The sequence below is a fragment of the Shimia sp. genome, from assembly GCF_041624275.1.
In the GTDB taxonomy this organism is placed as follows: Bacteria; Pseudomonadota; Alphaproteobacteria; order Rhodobacterales; family Rhodobacteraceae; genus Shimia.
Genome location: NZ_JBFJVE010000013.1, coordinates 13,521 through 27,511 on the forward strand (window position 1 = coordinate 13,521; position 13,991 = coordinate 27,511).

A 13,991-nucleotide genomic window follows, 5' to 3' on the forward strand; every position below is an offset into this window, starting at 1 on the left:
CCTTTTTCGAGGATCGAGCACCATGTTCCGAATCGCCCTGCTGCTGAGTGCCTTCGTGGCGCTGATCTCCTGCTCTGTGCCGACGACCATGGCGGTCGACGACCCCGAGCTGGACCTCGGGGCGTTCCGGCTTGGTCACAATATCGTGGTGACACCGAAGGTCGTGAAGGGCCCGTTGTCGCGCGATGCCAGCGATGGCGACTGGGTGGCGGCCCTCAAGGCGGCGCTGGACGCGCGGCTGGGGCGCTACGAGGGCACGCGGCTGGTGCACCTCGGGGTCGCGGTCGAGGGCTATGTGCTGGCCCAGCCGGGCATCCCGATCATTGCGGCGCCGAAATCGGCGCTGATCCTGTCGGTCACCGCCTGGGATGATCGCGCCGGGGTCAAGTTCAATGCCGACCCCAAGAGCATCGTGGTGCTGGAATCCTTCAGCGGTGGCTCGCTGATCGGCTCGGGTTACACGATGTCGGCCGAAGAGCAGATGGCCAACCTGACCCACAACGCCGCCCGTTCGATCGAGGCATGGCTGCACGAGAACCGGGCCTGCATGAGCGCCGAGCCCGAGACCGAAGTGCAGGCGGACTGCTGGAAGAAGACCAATACCAAGATCCCCGACCTGTCCCCGTGACGCGGCTCGCGCCGGGCTGAAGCGCGTCGCAGCGGGCGCCCCGCAAGGCGGTTTTTGCCATCCCCGGACTGCCACGGTACCCGGTGCCCAGCGTCTTGCGGACGACTTTGCGCTGTCATGGTTTCACGGCGCAACTGGCGCTTGATTTTTGCCGCGCAACCCAATATGTCGCGCGCGGTAACATGTTTCGGGCCCTTCGGGGCCCGCGCTCTAATTCGGGCCCGTCCGGGTCCACCAACTCCAGATGGAAGGCGCCTCGAGATGGCCAAGGAAAAGTTTGAACGCAGCAAGCCGCACTGCAACATCGGCACCATCGGTCACGTTGACCATGGTAAAACCACTCTGACGGCAGCGATCACCAAGCAATTCGGTGACTTCAAGGCCTATGACGAGATCGACGGCGCGCCGGAAGAGAAAGCCCGCGGCATCACCATCTCGACCGCCCACGTGGAATACGAGACCGAGGCGCGCCACTACGCCCACGTCGACTGCCCCGGCCACGCCGACTATGTGAAGAACATGATCACCGGTGCGGCGCAGATGGACGGCGCGATCCTGGTGGTGAACGCGGCCGACGGCCCGATGCCGCAGACCCGCGAGCACATCCTTCTGGGCCGCCAGGTGGGCATCCCCGCCATGGTCGTGTTCATGAACAAGGTTGACCAGGTCGACGACGAAGAGCTGCTGGAGCTGGTGGAAATGGAAATCCGCGAGCTGCTGACCGAATACGACTACCCGGGTGACGATATCCCGATCATCGCCGGTTCGGCTCTGGCGGCTCTGGAAGGCCGTGACGACAATATCGGTTCGGAAAAGATCGCCGAGCTGATGGCCGCTGTCGACGCCTATATCCCGCAGCCTCCGCGCGCCGTGGACGAGCCCTTCCTGATGCCGATCGAAGACGTGTTCTCGATCTCGGGTCGCGGCACCGTGGTGACCGGCCGTATCGAGCGCGGCGTGATCAACGTCGGCGACTCGATCGAGATCGTCGGCATCAAGGACACCCAGACCACCACCTGTACCGGTGTCGAGATGTTCCGCAAGCTCCTGGATCGCGGTGAAGCCGGCGACAACATCGGCGCCCTGCTGCGCGGCATCGACCGTGAAGCGGTCGAGCGTGGCCAGGTTCTCTGCAAGCCGGGCTCGGTGACCCCGCACACCAAGTTCGAAGCCGAAGCCTATATCCTGACCAAGGATGAAGGCGGCCGCCACACCCCGTTCTTCGCCAACTACCGTCCGCAGTTCTACTTCCGCACCACCGACGTGACCGGCACTGTTGTTCTGCCGGCCGGCACCGAGATGGTGATGCCGGGCGACAACCTGAAGTTCACCGTCGAGCTGATCGCACCGATCGCCATGGAAGACGGTCTGCGTTTCGCCATCCGCGAAGGCGGCCGCACCGTGGGTTCGGGCGTCGTGTCGAAGATCATCGAGTAATCGAGGATCGCGAGACGCGCGAGCAGCACGTGTCGAAGATAATGGAACAGGCCACCCCGAGGGGTGGCCTTTTTCGTTTCTGGGGATCCTTTTCCTGGCTGGCGCGCGGGGATATCGGCGGGACTCAGTGCCGGCGCAGGGCCGCGACACTGGCGTCGGCATCGTCCGACAGGGCGTTCAGCGCCGCTTCGAGGTCGCGCCGCAGCACCTCTTCCTCGGTCTCGCTCATCTTGCGCGGCACCTCGGTGGTCCATTCGCGGCACATCAGCACCCCGCGGCTGCCGGCGCGCGGCAGCCACATCCGGTCCCAGGTCGGCAGTTCGCGGACCCTGTCGGCGGCGAAGGTCACCAGGAACACCCGTTTGCCCGAGGCCCGGGCCCAGATCAGCGGCACCTTCGAGCAGACCCGCGCCGGGCCGCGCGGCCCGTCGGCGGCGATGCCGATCGAACAGCCCTCGCGCATGAGGCCGAGGATCTGGCGCGACATGGCGACATGGCGCTGGTGCGAGGACATGGCGATGGTCTCCATCCCGAAGCGGGTCTGGAACAGCCCGGCCATGCGCCCGGCGCGGGCCGCCGAGGTCAGGGTGGCAATGCGCCCGAGATCGGTCGGAAAGAGATAGGGCGACATCATCAGCCGCTGGTGCCACAGGACCACGATCACTGGCTCGCCGGCGCGCAGGCTGTCTTCCATCGGCTCAAAGCCGAGGCGCTGCCACTGCGAGAGGCGGTGGGCACGGCGGACCAGCCCTTCGATCCGCCGGGCGAAGAAGCCCTGAACCCGGGGACTGTCGGCGAATTTCTTTCTCAGGCTCAAAATCCGGACTCCACTGCGCGCCGCTGTGTAGCGGCAAAACCGGGGCAGGGCAACTTGGCCGGCGTGGCAGGCGACAAGCCTGTCCGGGAGGGCGATTTTTCGCTTGAGTCCGGCCGCCGGCTGGCTTAGGAAACGCGCAGCCGCAGGGGTATAGCTCAGCTGGTAGAGCGACGGTCTCCAAAACCGTAGGTCGCGGGTTCGAACCCTGCTGCCCCTGCCATTTCCCGACTTTTCGCATCGCGACACCCTTGGGGGTCGCAGATCGCGGCGCAAATGTGGCGCGGCGCGGGCTGTGGGCACGGAAATTCCCCATTTTTGCCAAGGCCAGAGCGGGATTGGTCGCCAGTATCGTGGCGAATCCGGACCGGCGCCAGCCCGGCAGGGCCCCGCGAGTCGGGTCCGGCGCGGTGATCTGGTGGATCGAGTGGTGATCAGAAATGGAACAGAACCGAGCTTTGCATGAAATGCTGTTGAACCGCCCTGACCGGGCCGGTCTGCAACCGCGCGAACCGCGCGCATTGTCGCGCGAAGGCAAGCGGCTGGACGCCGAGCTGCGCCGCCGCATCAAGGCGCTGTCGGGCTCTGACAGGCCGCTGGCATCGCTGAGCCGGGTCGAACGCGCCATGCGCCGCAACGCGCCGGATCTGGCCGGCGCCCCGGAAGCGGAAGTCCGTGCCGCTGAGGACCGCCGCCGGGCGCATCTTTCGGCACGCTGGCCACGCCCGCGTCTGGCCGCGCTGGTGGTGCTGATGCTGATCGCCCTGTTGCAGCCCGAAGCGGTGATGCGGCTTGGCGTGACCGGGGTGACGCTGTTCCTCGTGGTCTCGGTGGTGATCGGCCCCGAGCGCGCCTGCGACGGGGTCGGATTCCTGTGGCGGCGCCTGCTGCGCTTCTGGCGGGTCGAGCTGACGCTGGTCGCCCGGCTGGCCGCGGATTTGCGCCGCCGGCTCGAGATCTGGTCGCGCACCGCCCTCTAGTCCGGGCGTCGCGGCGCCTTCCTGCCGCAGCAATGGGACTTGAAATTGCCCCGATGCCCGCGTATGTCGGCCCCTGATCTTGTCAGAGAAGAAGTACCATGGCCAAAACCAATCCGCTCACGTTCATTCAGCAGGTCCGCGCCGAAGTCTCGAAAGTCGTCTGGCCGACCCGCCGTGAAGTGCTGTTGACCACGGTGATGGTGTTCGTCATGGCCGCCCTGACGGCGACCTTCTTTGCGCTGGTCGATATCCTGATCCGCAGCGGTTTGCAGGGCATTCTGGCGCTCTTCGGCTGAGCCGGGCCGGGGTGCCGGTGGCGCCCCTGACGCCTTTGAGGCGCATATCGGAGCCGCTGGTGGCCCCTCGGGCTGGCTCGGCGGTGGCTTGCCGCAGAGGTAGAAAATTGCGCCGGGGCCTTGAATCGGCGCGGTTTCGGGGGTAGTGGACTGGCAACTTCGGGACAGGGCGTGCGGCGATTCGAGTTGCGCGCCGATTTTTTGTTCCGGTGAGGCGGCGCAAACCGCCGATAGGAAAGAACAAAGGGCCCACGCGGCCGGTGATTGACGGGAAGAACAGATCTATGGCGAAACGGTGGTACTCGGTTAGCGTTCTGTCGAACTTCGAAAAGAAGGTCGCCGAGCAGATCCGCGTCTCTGCGGCCGAGAAGGGTCTCGAAGAGCAGATCGACGAGGTTCTGGTGCCGACCGAGGAAGTGATCGAGATCCGCCGCGGCAAGAAGGTCACCACCGAGCGTCGCTTCATGCCCGGCTATGTGCTGGTGCACATGGAGATGAGCGACCAGGGCTATCACCTGATCAACTCGATCAACCGCGTCACCGGTTTCCTTGGTCCGCAGGGCCGCCCGATGCCGATGCGCGACGCCGAGGTGCAGGGCATCCTGGGCCGCGTCGAGGAAGGCGAGGCCGCGCCCAAGCTGCTGATCTCGTTCGAGATCGGCGAGAAGGTCAAGGTCAACGACGGTCCGTTCGAGGATTTCGACGGGCTGGTGGAAGATGTCGACGACGAGAATCAGCGCCTCAAGGTGACGGTCTCGATCTTCGGCCGGGAAACCCCGGTCGAACTGGAATTCACGCAGGTCACCAAGCAGATCTGATAAGGCTCTCAGAGAGTTTCAAAGCGCCGCGTTGCCCTGTGCATCGCGGCGTTTTTGTTTCTGGCGAGGCGGCGCTGGCACGAAAAGCGCATAACGGGCGCAGCCATTGTCGGCGGGTCACTTGCTAGGGCGGCTGAGAAACTTCCAAGGCTGCGCATTGCCCGCCGCGGCTTCCAGCGCGTCCAGTCGCAGCAGGCTTTCGGGCGACCAGGTTTCCGTGACGTCATAAAAGGCACCTACGGCGCGATCCTCTGGCGGCAGAATGACCCAATCCTGTTTTGCCGAAGTGAAGATGTGGACATCGGGTGGCATCGTATTCACCTCATCCAATGACCCAACGCGAATGAACCTGATGCGGTCTTTCAGCCCGCCCATATAATAGTTGCTCCAGACCGCAACCTTGCATTTCGGGCAGCGGGCAATGGTCTGTCCTTTGCCGCTGGGAGATGGAACCTCGATGTTTTCGACCTCTCCAGAGAGGCGCTCCACCCGATCCGCTTCGATCAGCGCATTGATGGCAAATGCGCTGCCACTTTGGCGCTGGCACCAACTGCAATGGCAGCAATGCACGATCATCGGTTCCGAGGTGACCCGATAACGCACATGGCCACAGGTGCAACCGCCTTCACATGTCTTGAATTGTTCCACAAAATTCCACCTTTCTAACGCCTATAATGAAAAATACCACCCTCGATGGTCTGCTAGGCTTTGTCCATCCTGATTTGGTTGAGGCCGCTGTGCCGCCCGGAGGCGACAGGATTGTTTGGGATTAGCGGCGCGGGCCGCTTGCCAAGCTGGCAGTTCCCCTGTACATGCCGCCTCTATCGTCTTAGGGCGAGATTCTCACGTGGGAGATCAAGGGATCGCGATCTTGAAATCGGACCACGCAACATACACTGGACAGGACGCGTCCCGTCCTCGTTGAAAGGAAAACCAAATGGCTAAGAAGCTGGCTGGCAAGATGAAGCTGCAGATCCCTGCAGGTCAAGCCAACCCCTCGCCGCCCGTGGGCCCCGCCCTGGGTCAGCGCGGCATCAACATCATGGAATTCTGCAAGGCGTTCAACGCCAAGACGCAGGAGATGGAGCCCGGCGCGCCGTGCCCGACCCAGATCACCTATTATCAGGACAAGTCCTTCACCATGGACATCAAGACGCCGCCCGCGTCTTACTACCTGAAAAAGGCGGCCAAGCTGAAATCCGGCGCCAACAACCCGGGCCGCGAGACCGTCGGCACGGTGACCGTTGCCCAGGTGAAAGAGATCGCCGAAGCGAAAATGAAAGACCTGAGCGCAAATGACGTCGAGGCTGCGATGCAGATCATCCTCGGTTCGGCACGCTCGATGGGCATCGAGGTGAAGTGATGGCTAAAGTTGGTAAACGGACTGCCGCAGCACGTGAAGCGTTTGTCGGCAAAGACAACCTGACCGTCGAAGAAGCCGTCGCTCTGGTCAAGGGCGCCGCATCGGCGAAATTCGACGAGACCGTCGAGATCGCCGTGCAGCTGGGTGTCGACCCCCGTCACGCCGACCAGATGGTGCGTGGCGTCGTCGGCCTGCCGAACGGAACCGGCAAAACGGTGCGCGTTGCGGTCTTTGCCCGCGGCCCGAAAGCCGAAGAGGCCCAGGCCGCAGGTGCGGACATCGTCGGCGCCGAAGACCTGATGGAAACCGTTCAGGGCGGCACCATCGAATTCGACCGCTGCATCGCGACCCCGGACATGATGCCGATCGTCGGCCGTCTGGGCAAAGTGCTTGGCCCGCGCAACCTGATGCCGAACCCCAAGGTCGGCACCGTGACCATGGATGTTGCTCAGGCGGTTCAGAACGCCAAGGGCGGCGAAGTCCAGTTCAAGGTCGAAAAAGCCGGTGTCGTGCACGCTGGTGTCGGCAAGGTGTCCTTCGACGAGGGCAAGCTGGTCGAGAACGTCCGCGCCTTCATGGAAGCGGTTCTCAAGGCCAAGCCGGCCGGTGCCAAGGGCGCCTATGTCAAGAAGATCGCGCTGAGCTCGACCATGGGCCCGGGCGTGACCATCTCGGTCGATAACGCCGCCGCGCAATAAGCGGCATCGCGACAAGACACGAAGGCGGGTAGGGCGATGCTCTGCCCGCCTTTTTCGTGGCCGCTGGTCGGCGCGGCCCCGTGGGGTTTGTTCTCGGCCGCGAAAAGTGGTAGTCTCTGCCGTGGGCCGACACCGGCCCGACGACACCGGCCCGACAAGGCGCCCGTCAAGGTGATGGGCTGACCAAAGGTCACACATGAGCGATCCGCCACCGGTTTTCCGGCTGGCGGGGCGTTTGATGATTTCGACCCTTGCATTGTCCCGACCCGGACGCTAAATCACCCCTGCCCATCCCGTGCCGGATTCGAGCAATCGATTCCTGTTGGGGTGGCCTGTCCAAGACGGAGGGTGAGCGCAAGTTCATAATTCCTTCCTGAGATGGGAAACGAGACAAGACTATTTCGAAGGGCTTCCTTCGAGCGATCCTGGCCTCTGGACCCGTATGTATGGACCTGAACGCGCGCCCATACGGGTGCGCAAATACGAGCCGGGGGGTGTGAACTTCCCAAATTTGGAGTGAAACTGTGGATAGAGCCCAGAAAGAGAAATTGGTCGAAGAACTCGGCCAGATCTTCGAAAGCTCTGGCGTCGTAGTGGTTGCACACTACGCGGGCCTCACGGTTGCTGACATGCAGGACCTTCGCGCACGTGCGCGTGACGCGGGTGGTGCTGTACGTGTTGCCAAAAACAAGCTCGCCAAGATCGCTCTTGAGGGAAAACCCTGCGCAAGCATCGCGGAATACCTCGAGGGCATGACCGTTCTGACCTATTCCGAGGACCCTGTGGCAGCCGCCAAAGTGGCCGAGGACTTCGCCAAGACGAACAAGAAGTTCGAAATTCTTGGCGGTGCAATGGGTGAGAACGCTCTGGACCGTGCCGGCGTCGAAGCCGTGTCGCAAATGCCGTCGCGCGAGGAGCTTATTGCTTCGATCGTGGGCTGTATCGGCGCACCTGCTTCGAACATCGCTGGCGCGATTGGCGCACCTGCAAGCAACATCGCTTCGATTCTGTCGACCATCGAGGAAAAGGCAGAAGCGGCGTAAGCAACTTGAGAACCGCGTGTGGGTGAACGCCCGACGTTGGAACACATACTAATCAACGGAAAGAGTCTAAAATGGCTGATCTGAAAGCACTTGCCGAAAGCATCGTGGGTCTGACCCTGCTGGAAGCACAAGAACTGAAAACCATCCTCAAAGACGAGTATGGCATCGAGCCCGCCGCTGGCGGCGCTGTCATGGTTGCAGCAGCTGGCGGCGACGCCGGTGGCGCAGCTGAAGAAGAGAAAACCGAATTCGACGTCATCCTGAAGTCGGCCGGCGCCTCGAAAATCAACGTCATCAAAGAAGTCCGCGCCATCACCGGCCTGGGCCTGAAAGAAGCCAAAGAGCTGGTCGAAGCCGGCGGCAAGGCTGTCAAAGAAGGCGTTTCGAAAGAAGAGGCCGAAGAGGTCAAAGGCAAGCTGGAAGCAGCTGGCGCCGAAGTCGAAGTCAAGTAATCATTGCCGGGGTCACCCCGGATGTGATGTCAGGCTGGGTCCGTTTCTCGGGCCCAGCCGAACCTGTCTCAGAGAGGCCCTTTTGCCGAAGGGGGTTTTCTAAGGCGAGGTTCAGCGATCGGGAGGCCGTCATTGGGACGACGGCCATGAATTGATCGAATTTCTGCCGTCTCGAATGGGCGCGGTGCTGGGGCCCGACAGCATGCGCGCTCGCAAGAGAAATTGAAAGGTGACACCGACCATGGCTCAGTCCTTCCTTGGCCAGAAACGTTTGCGTAAATATTACGGCAAAATCCGCGAAGTTCTTGAAATGCCGAACCTGATCGAGGTTCAGAAGGCCTCGTATGATCTGTTCCTGCGTTCCGGCAGCGAGGCCCAGCCCGCCGACGGCGAAGGCATCAAGGGTGTTTTCCAGTCGGTGTTCCCGATCAAGGACTTCAACGAGACCAGCGTGCTGGAATTCGTCGGTTACGAGCTGGAAAAGCCGAAATACGACGTCGAGGAATGCATGCAGCGCGACATGACCTATTCGGCGCCGCTGAAGGTCACCCTGCGTCTGATCGTGTTTGATATCGACGAAGACACCGGCGCCAAGTCGGTCAAGGACATCAAGGAACAGGACGTCTTCATGGGCGACATGCCCCTGATGACCCCGAACGGCACCTTCGTGGTCAACGGCACCGAGCGTGTGATCGTGTCCCAGATGCACCGGTCGCCCGGCGTGTTCTTCGACCACGACAAGGGCAAAACCCATTCCTCGGGCAAACTTCTGTTCGCCTGCCGCATCATCCCCTATCGCGGCTCGTGGCTGGATTTCGAATTCGACGCCAAGGACATCGTCTTTGCCCGCATCGACCGTCGCCGCAAACTGCCTGTGACCACCCTGCTTTATGCGCTGGGTCTGGACCAGGAAGGCATCATGGATGCCTATTACGAGACGGTGAATTTCAAGCTCAAGAAGAACAAGGGTTGGGTCACCAAGTTCTTCCCCGAGCGTGTGCGCGGCACCCGGCCGACCTATGATCTGGTCGACGCCAGCACCGGCGAGGTGATCGCCGAGGCGGGCAAGAAGGTCACTCCGCGCGCGGTCAAGAAGATCATCGAGGAGGGCGAGATCGCCGATCTTCTGGTGCCCTTCGAGCATATCGTCGGCAAGTTCGTCGCCAAGGACATCATCAACGAGGAAACCGGCGCCATCTATGTCGAGGCCGGTGACGAGCTGACGCTGGAATACGACAAGGAAGGGTCGTTGATCGGCGGCACCGTCAAGGAGCTGATCGACAACGGCGTCACCGAGATTCCGGTTCTCGACATCGACAACGTCAATGTCGGCCCCTACATGCGCAACACCATGGCGCAGGACAAGAACATGAACCGCGAAACCGCGCTCATGGACATCTACCGCGTCATGCGCCCCGGCGAGCCGCCCACGGTCGAGGCCGCCTCGGCGCTGTTCGACACGCTGTTCTTCGACAGCGAGCGCTATGACCTCTCGGCCGTTGGCCGGGTGAAGATGAACATGCGCCTGGCGCTGGACGCGGAAGACACCCAGCGCACCCTGCGCAAGGAAGACATCATCGCCTGCATCAAGGCGCTGGTCGACCTGCGCGACGGCAAGGGCGGCATCGACGACATCGACCATCTCGGCAACCGCCGGGTGCGCTCGGTCGGCGAGCTGATGGAAAACCAGTACCGCGTCGGCCTTCTGCGCATGGAGCGCGCCATCAAGGAGCGCATGTCCTCGGTCGAGATCGACACCGTGATGCCGCAGGACCTTATCAACGCCAAGCCGGCCGCCGCCGCGGTGCGCGAATTCTTTGGCTCGTCGCAGCTGTCGCAGTTCATGGACCAGACCAACCCGCTGTCGGAAGTGACCCACAAACGCCGCCTGTCGGCGCTTGGGCCGGGCGGTCTGACCCGCGAGCGCGCCGGCTTCGAGGTCCGCGACGTGCACCCGACCCACTATGGCCGCATGTGCCCGATCGAAACCCCGGAAGGGCCGAACATCGGCCTCATCAACTCGCTGGCCACCTTTGCCCGCGTCAACAAGTACGGCTTTATCGAGACCCCCTATCGCAAGGTGGTGGACGGCCAGGTCACCGACGAGGTCCACTACATGTCGGCGACCGAGGAAATGCGCCACACCGTGGCGCAGGCCAACGCCCATCTCGACGCCGACGGCCGTTTCCAGAACGAGCTGGTCAACACCCGCAAATCGGGCGACTACACCATGGCGGCGCGCGAAAGCGTCGACCTGATCGACGTCAGCCCGAAACAGCTGGTCTCGGTCGCGGCTTCGCTGATCCCCTTCCTTGAAAACGACGACGCCAACCGCGCCCTGATGGGCTCGAACATGCAGCGTCAGGCGGTGCCGCTGCTGCGCGCCGAGGCGCCGCTGGTCGGCACCGGCATCGAGGAAATCGTCGCCCGCGACTCGGGCGCCTCGATCATGGCCAAGCGCGGCGGGATCATCGACCAGGTCGATGCCCAGCGGATCGTGATCCGCGCCACCGAGGATCTCGAGCTGGGCGATGCCGGCGTCGACATCTACCGTCTGCGCAAGTTCCAGCGTTCGAACCAGAACACCTGCATCAACCAGCGTCCGCTGGTCAAAGTGGGCGACACGGTGGTCAAGGGCGAAGTGATCGCCGACGGCCCCTCGACCGACATGGGCGAACTGGCACTGGGCAAGAACGTGGTCGTCGCCTTCATGCCCTGGAACGGCTACAACTACGAAGACTCGATCCTGATTTCGGAACGCATCGCGCGTGACGACGTCTTTACCTCGGTGCACATCGAAGAATTCGAAGTTGCCGCCCGCGACACCAAGCTGGGGCCGGAAGAAATCACCCGCGACATCCCCAACGTCGGCGAGGAAGCGCTGCGCAACCTCGACGAGGCCGGCATCGTCTACATCGGCGCCGATGTGGAGCCGGGCGACATTCTGGTCGGCAAGATCACCCCCAAGGGCGAAAGCCCGATGACCCCGGAAGAAAAGCTTCTGCGCGCCATCTTCGGCGAGAAAGCTTCGGATGTGCGCGACACCTCGCTGCGCGTGAAACCGGGTGACTTCGGTACCGTCGTCGAGGTGCGTGTCTTCAACCGCCACGGTGTGGAAAAAGACGAACGTGCGCTGCAAATCGAGCGTGAAGAGGTCGAGCGTCTGGCACGGGACCGCGACGACGAGCTGGCGATCCTCGATCGCAACATCTATGCCCGTCTGAAGGGCATGATCCTCGGCAAGACCGCCGTCAAGGGGCCGAAGGGCGTCAAGTCGGGCTCGGAGATCACCGAAGAGCTGCTCGCGGGTCTGACCCGTGGCCAGTGGTGGCAGCTGGCGCTGGAAGACGAAGAGGCCGCCAAGGTGGTCGAGGCGCTGCACGAGCAGTACGACGTTCAGAAACGCGCCCTTGATGCGCGTTTCGAGGACAAGGTCGAAAAAGTCCGCCGCGGCGACGACCTGCCGCCGGGCGTCATGAAGATGGTCAAGGTCTTCATCGCCGTGAAGCGCAAGCTTCAGCCGGGCGACAAGATGGCCGGCCGTCACGGCAACAAGGGTGTCATTTCCAAGGTCGTGCCGATGGAAGACATGCCCTTCCTGGCCGATGGTACCCCGGTCGACTTCTGCCTCAACCCGCTCGGCGTGCCGAGCCGGATGAACGTCGGTCAGATCCTCGAGACCCATATGGGCTGGGCCGCGCGCGGCCTTGGTCTGAACGTCGACGAGGCGCTTCAGGAATACCGCCGTTCGGGCGACCTGACGCCGGTGCGCGAAGCGATGAAACTGGCCTATGGCGAGGATGTCTATGAAGAGGGCATCACCGGCATGGACGAGGACCAGCTGGTCGAGGCGGCGGGCAACGTGACCCGTGGCGTGCCGATCGCGACCCCGGTCTTCGACGGTGCCAAGGAAGCCGACGTCAACGACGCGCTGATCCGTGCGGGCTTCTCGCAGAGCGGTCAGTCGACATTGTTCGATGGTCGTACCGGCGAGCAGTTCTCGCGCAAGGTCACGGTGGGGATCAAGTACCTCTTGAAGCTGCATCACCTTGTGGATGACAAGATCCACGCCCGCTCGACCGGCCCCTACAGCCTGGTCACCCAGCAGCCGCTGGGCGGCAAGGCGCAGTTCGGTGGTCAGCGCTTTGGTGAGATGGAAGTCTGGGCACTGGAAGCCTATGGCGCCGCCTACACCCTGCAAGAGATGCTGACGGTGAAGTCGGACGACGTGGCCGGCCGGACGAAAGTCTATGAGTCGATCGTCAAGGGCGAGGACAATTTCGAGGCCGGCGTGCCGGAATCGTTCAACGTTCTGGTCAAAGAGGTCCGTGGCCTCGGCCTGAACATGGAACTCCTGGATGCGGAGGAGACGGAATAACGGTGCGTGAGATCACGCACCCTACGCCGCAAGGCTAGGGTGCGTGCTTGCCACGCACCGCCCCTCCAACGCCCGAATTCAAGGATTTGAAAATGAACCAGGAAATCACAAACAACCCGTTCAACCCGGTCGCGCCGATCAAGACCTTTGATGAAATCAAAGTGTCGCTGGCGTCGCCCGAAAGGATCCTGTCGTGGTCCTTCGGTGAGATCAAGAAGCCGGAAACCATCAACTACCGCACCTTCAAGCCCGAGCGCGACGGCCTGTTCTGCGCCCGTATCTTCGGGCCGATCAAGGATTACGAATGCCTCTGCGGCAAATACAAGCGCATGAAGTATCGCGGCGTCGTCTGCGAGAAATGCGGTGTTGAAGTCACCCTGCAAAAAGTGCGCCGCGAGCGTATGGGCCATATCGAACTGGCCGCGCCTGTCGCGCATATCTGGTTCCTGAAATCGCTGCCCAGCCGCATCGGCCTGATGCTGGACATGACTCTGCGCGATCTGGAACGCGTGCTCTACTTTGAAAACTACGTCGTCATCGAGCCCGGTCTCACCGACCTGCAATACGGCCAGATGCTGACCGAAGAAGAGTTCATGGACGCCCAGGACGCCTATGGCATGGACGCGTTCACCGCCAATATCGGCGCCGAGGCGATCCGCGAAATGCTGGCGGCGATTGACCTTGAAAGCGAAGCCGAGCAGCTGCGCGCCGATCTGGCCGAAGCCACCGGCGAGCTGAAGCCCAAGAAGATCATCAAGCGTCTGAAAGTGGTCGAAAGCTTCATCGAGTCGGGCAACCGGCCAGAGTGGATGGTGCTGACCGTGATCCCTGTGATCCCGCCGGAACTGCGCCCGCTGGTGCCGCTGGATGGTGGCCGTTTTGCGACCTCTGACCTCAACGACCTGTACCGCCGCGTGATCAACCGGAACAACCGTTTGAAGCGTCTCATTGAGCTGCGCGCGCCTGACATCATCGTTCGTAACGAAAAGCGGATGCTGCAGGAATCCGTCGACGCTCTGTTCGACAACGGCCGTCGTGGCCGCGTCATCACCGGTGCCAACAAGCGCCCGCTGAAGTCGCTGTC

The 13,991-nt window shown here is 62.6% G+C and carries 12 protein-coding genes, 1 tRNA gene and 1 pseudogene; 12 read left to right on the forward strand and 2 right to left on the reverse strand.

Annotated features, from left to right (window positions below; genetic code table 11):
* The first annotated feature begins 22 nt into the window (after nucleotides 1-22).
* Both ABZD10_RS02190 and tuf read left to right on the forward strand, forming a co-directional pair.
* Nucleotides 23-628 carry a hypothetical protein gene (locus ABZD10_RS02190; RefSeq protein WP_372884464.1) on the forward strand — a complete coding sequence of 202 codons (606 nt, stop codon included), beginning with the start codon at nucleotides 23-25 and terminating at the stop codon, nucleotides 626-628.
* A gap of 261 nt (nucleotides 629-889) precedes the next feature.
* A complete protein-coding gene (tuf, locus tag ABZD10_RS02195; protein WP_372884465.1) occupies nucleotides 890-2,065 on the forward strand; it encodes an elongation factor Tu in 1,176 nt (391 codons plus the stop codon).
* Between the two features lie 124 nt (nucleotides 2,066-2,189).
* Here tuf and ABZD10_RS02200 read toward each other — a convergent pair whose 3' ends face one another.
* Entirely contained in the window at nucleotides 2,190-2,882 is a 693-nt protein-coding gene (locus ABZD10_RS02200; protein WP_372884466.1) for a lysophospholipid acyltransferase family protein, read from the reverse strand.
* A 144-nt stretch (nucleotides 2,883-3,026) separates the two neighbouring features.
* Between ABZD10_RS02200 and ABZD10_RS02205 the strand changes: the two genes are divergently transcribed.
* From ABZD10_RS02205 to nusG, 4 genes are all read left to right on the forward strand, one after another.
* A tRNA-Trp gene (locus ABZD10_RS02205) sits at nucleotides 3,027-3,102 on the forward strand.
* A 250-nt stretch (nucleotides 3,103-3,352) separates the two neighbouring features.
* Entirely contained in the window at nucleotides 3,353-3,859 is a 507-nt protein-coding gene (locus ABZD10_RS02210) for a hypothetical protein (RefSeq protein WP_372884467.1), read from the forward strand.
* Between the two features lie 98 nt (nucleotides 3,860-3,957).
* Complete coding sequence (gene secE / locus ABZD10_RS02215) at nucleotides 3,958-4,155, forward strand: preprotein translocase subunit SecE (protein WP_372884468.1); 198 nt, start codon at nucleotides 3,958-3,960, stop codon at nucleotides 4,153-4,155.
* 284 nt (nucleotides 4,156-4,439) lie between these two features.
* Nucleotides 4,440-4,973, forward strand: a complete 534-nt coding sequence (gene nusG / locus ABZD10_RS02220; protein ID WP_372884469.1) for a transcription termination/antitermination protein NusG — start codon at nucleotides 4,440-4,442, stop codon at nucleotides 4,971-4,973.
* A 117-nt stretch (nucleotides 4,974-5,090) separates the two neighbouring features.
* Here the strand turns inward: nusG and ABZD10_RS02225 are convergent, their stop codons facing one another.
* Complete coding sequence (locus ABZD10_RS02225) at nucleotides 5,091-5,621, reverse strand: GFA family protein (protein ID WP_372884470.1); 531 nt, start codon at nucleotides 5,619-5,621, stop codon at nucleotides 5,091-5,093.
* Nucleotides 5,622-5,910: 289 nt separating this feature from the next.
* Here ABZD10_RS02225 and rplK point away from each other — a divergent pair, with 289 nt between their 5' ends.
* From rplK to ABZD10_RS02255, 6 genes and pseudogenes are all read left to right on the forward strand, one after another.
* Entirely contained in the window at nucleotides 5,911-6,336 is a 426-nt protein-coding gene (gene rplK / locus ABZD10_RS02230; protein ID WP_372884471.1) for a 50S ribosomal protein L11, read from the forward strand.
* Nucleotides 6,336-7,034, forward strand: a complete 699-nt coding sequence (rplA, locus tag ABZD10_RS02235; RefSeq protein ID WP_372884472.1) for a 50S ribosomal protein L1 — start codon at nucleotides 6,336-6,338, stop codon at nucleotides 7,032-7,034. The genes rplK and rplA overlap by 1 nt, the downstream gene beginning before the upstream one ends.
* A gap of 524 nt (nucleotides 7,035-7,558) precedes the next feature.
* Complete coding sequence (gene rplJ, locus ABZD10_RS02240; protein WP_372884473.1) at nucleotides 7,559-8,077, forward strand: 50S ribosomal protein L10; 519 nt, start codon at nucleotides 7,559-7,561, stop codon at nucleotides 8,075-8,077.
* Between the two features lie 71 nt (nucleotides 8,078-8,148).
* Nucleotides 8,149-8,529, forward strand: a complete 381-nt coding sequence (gene rplL / locus ABZD10_RS02245) for a 50S ribosomal protein L7/L12 (protein ID WP_372884474.1) — start codon at nucleotides 8,149-8,151, stop codon at nucleotides 8,527-8,529.
* Between the two features lie 241 nt (nucleotides 8,530-8,770).
* On the forward strand, nucleotides 8,771-12,907 hold the full coding sequence (gene rpoB, locus ABZD10_RS02250; RefSeq protein WP_372884475.1) for a DNA-directed RNA polymerase subunit beta: 4,137 nt from the start codon (nucleotides 8,771-8,773) through the stop codon (nucleotides 12,905-12,907).
* Nucleotides 12,908-12,999: 92 nt separating this feature from the next.
* A pseudogene (locus ABZD10_RS02255) lies at nucleotides 13,000-13,991 on the forward strand (DNA-directed RNA polymerase subunit beta'); the annotation flags it as partial.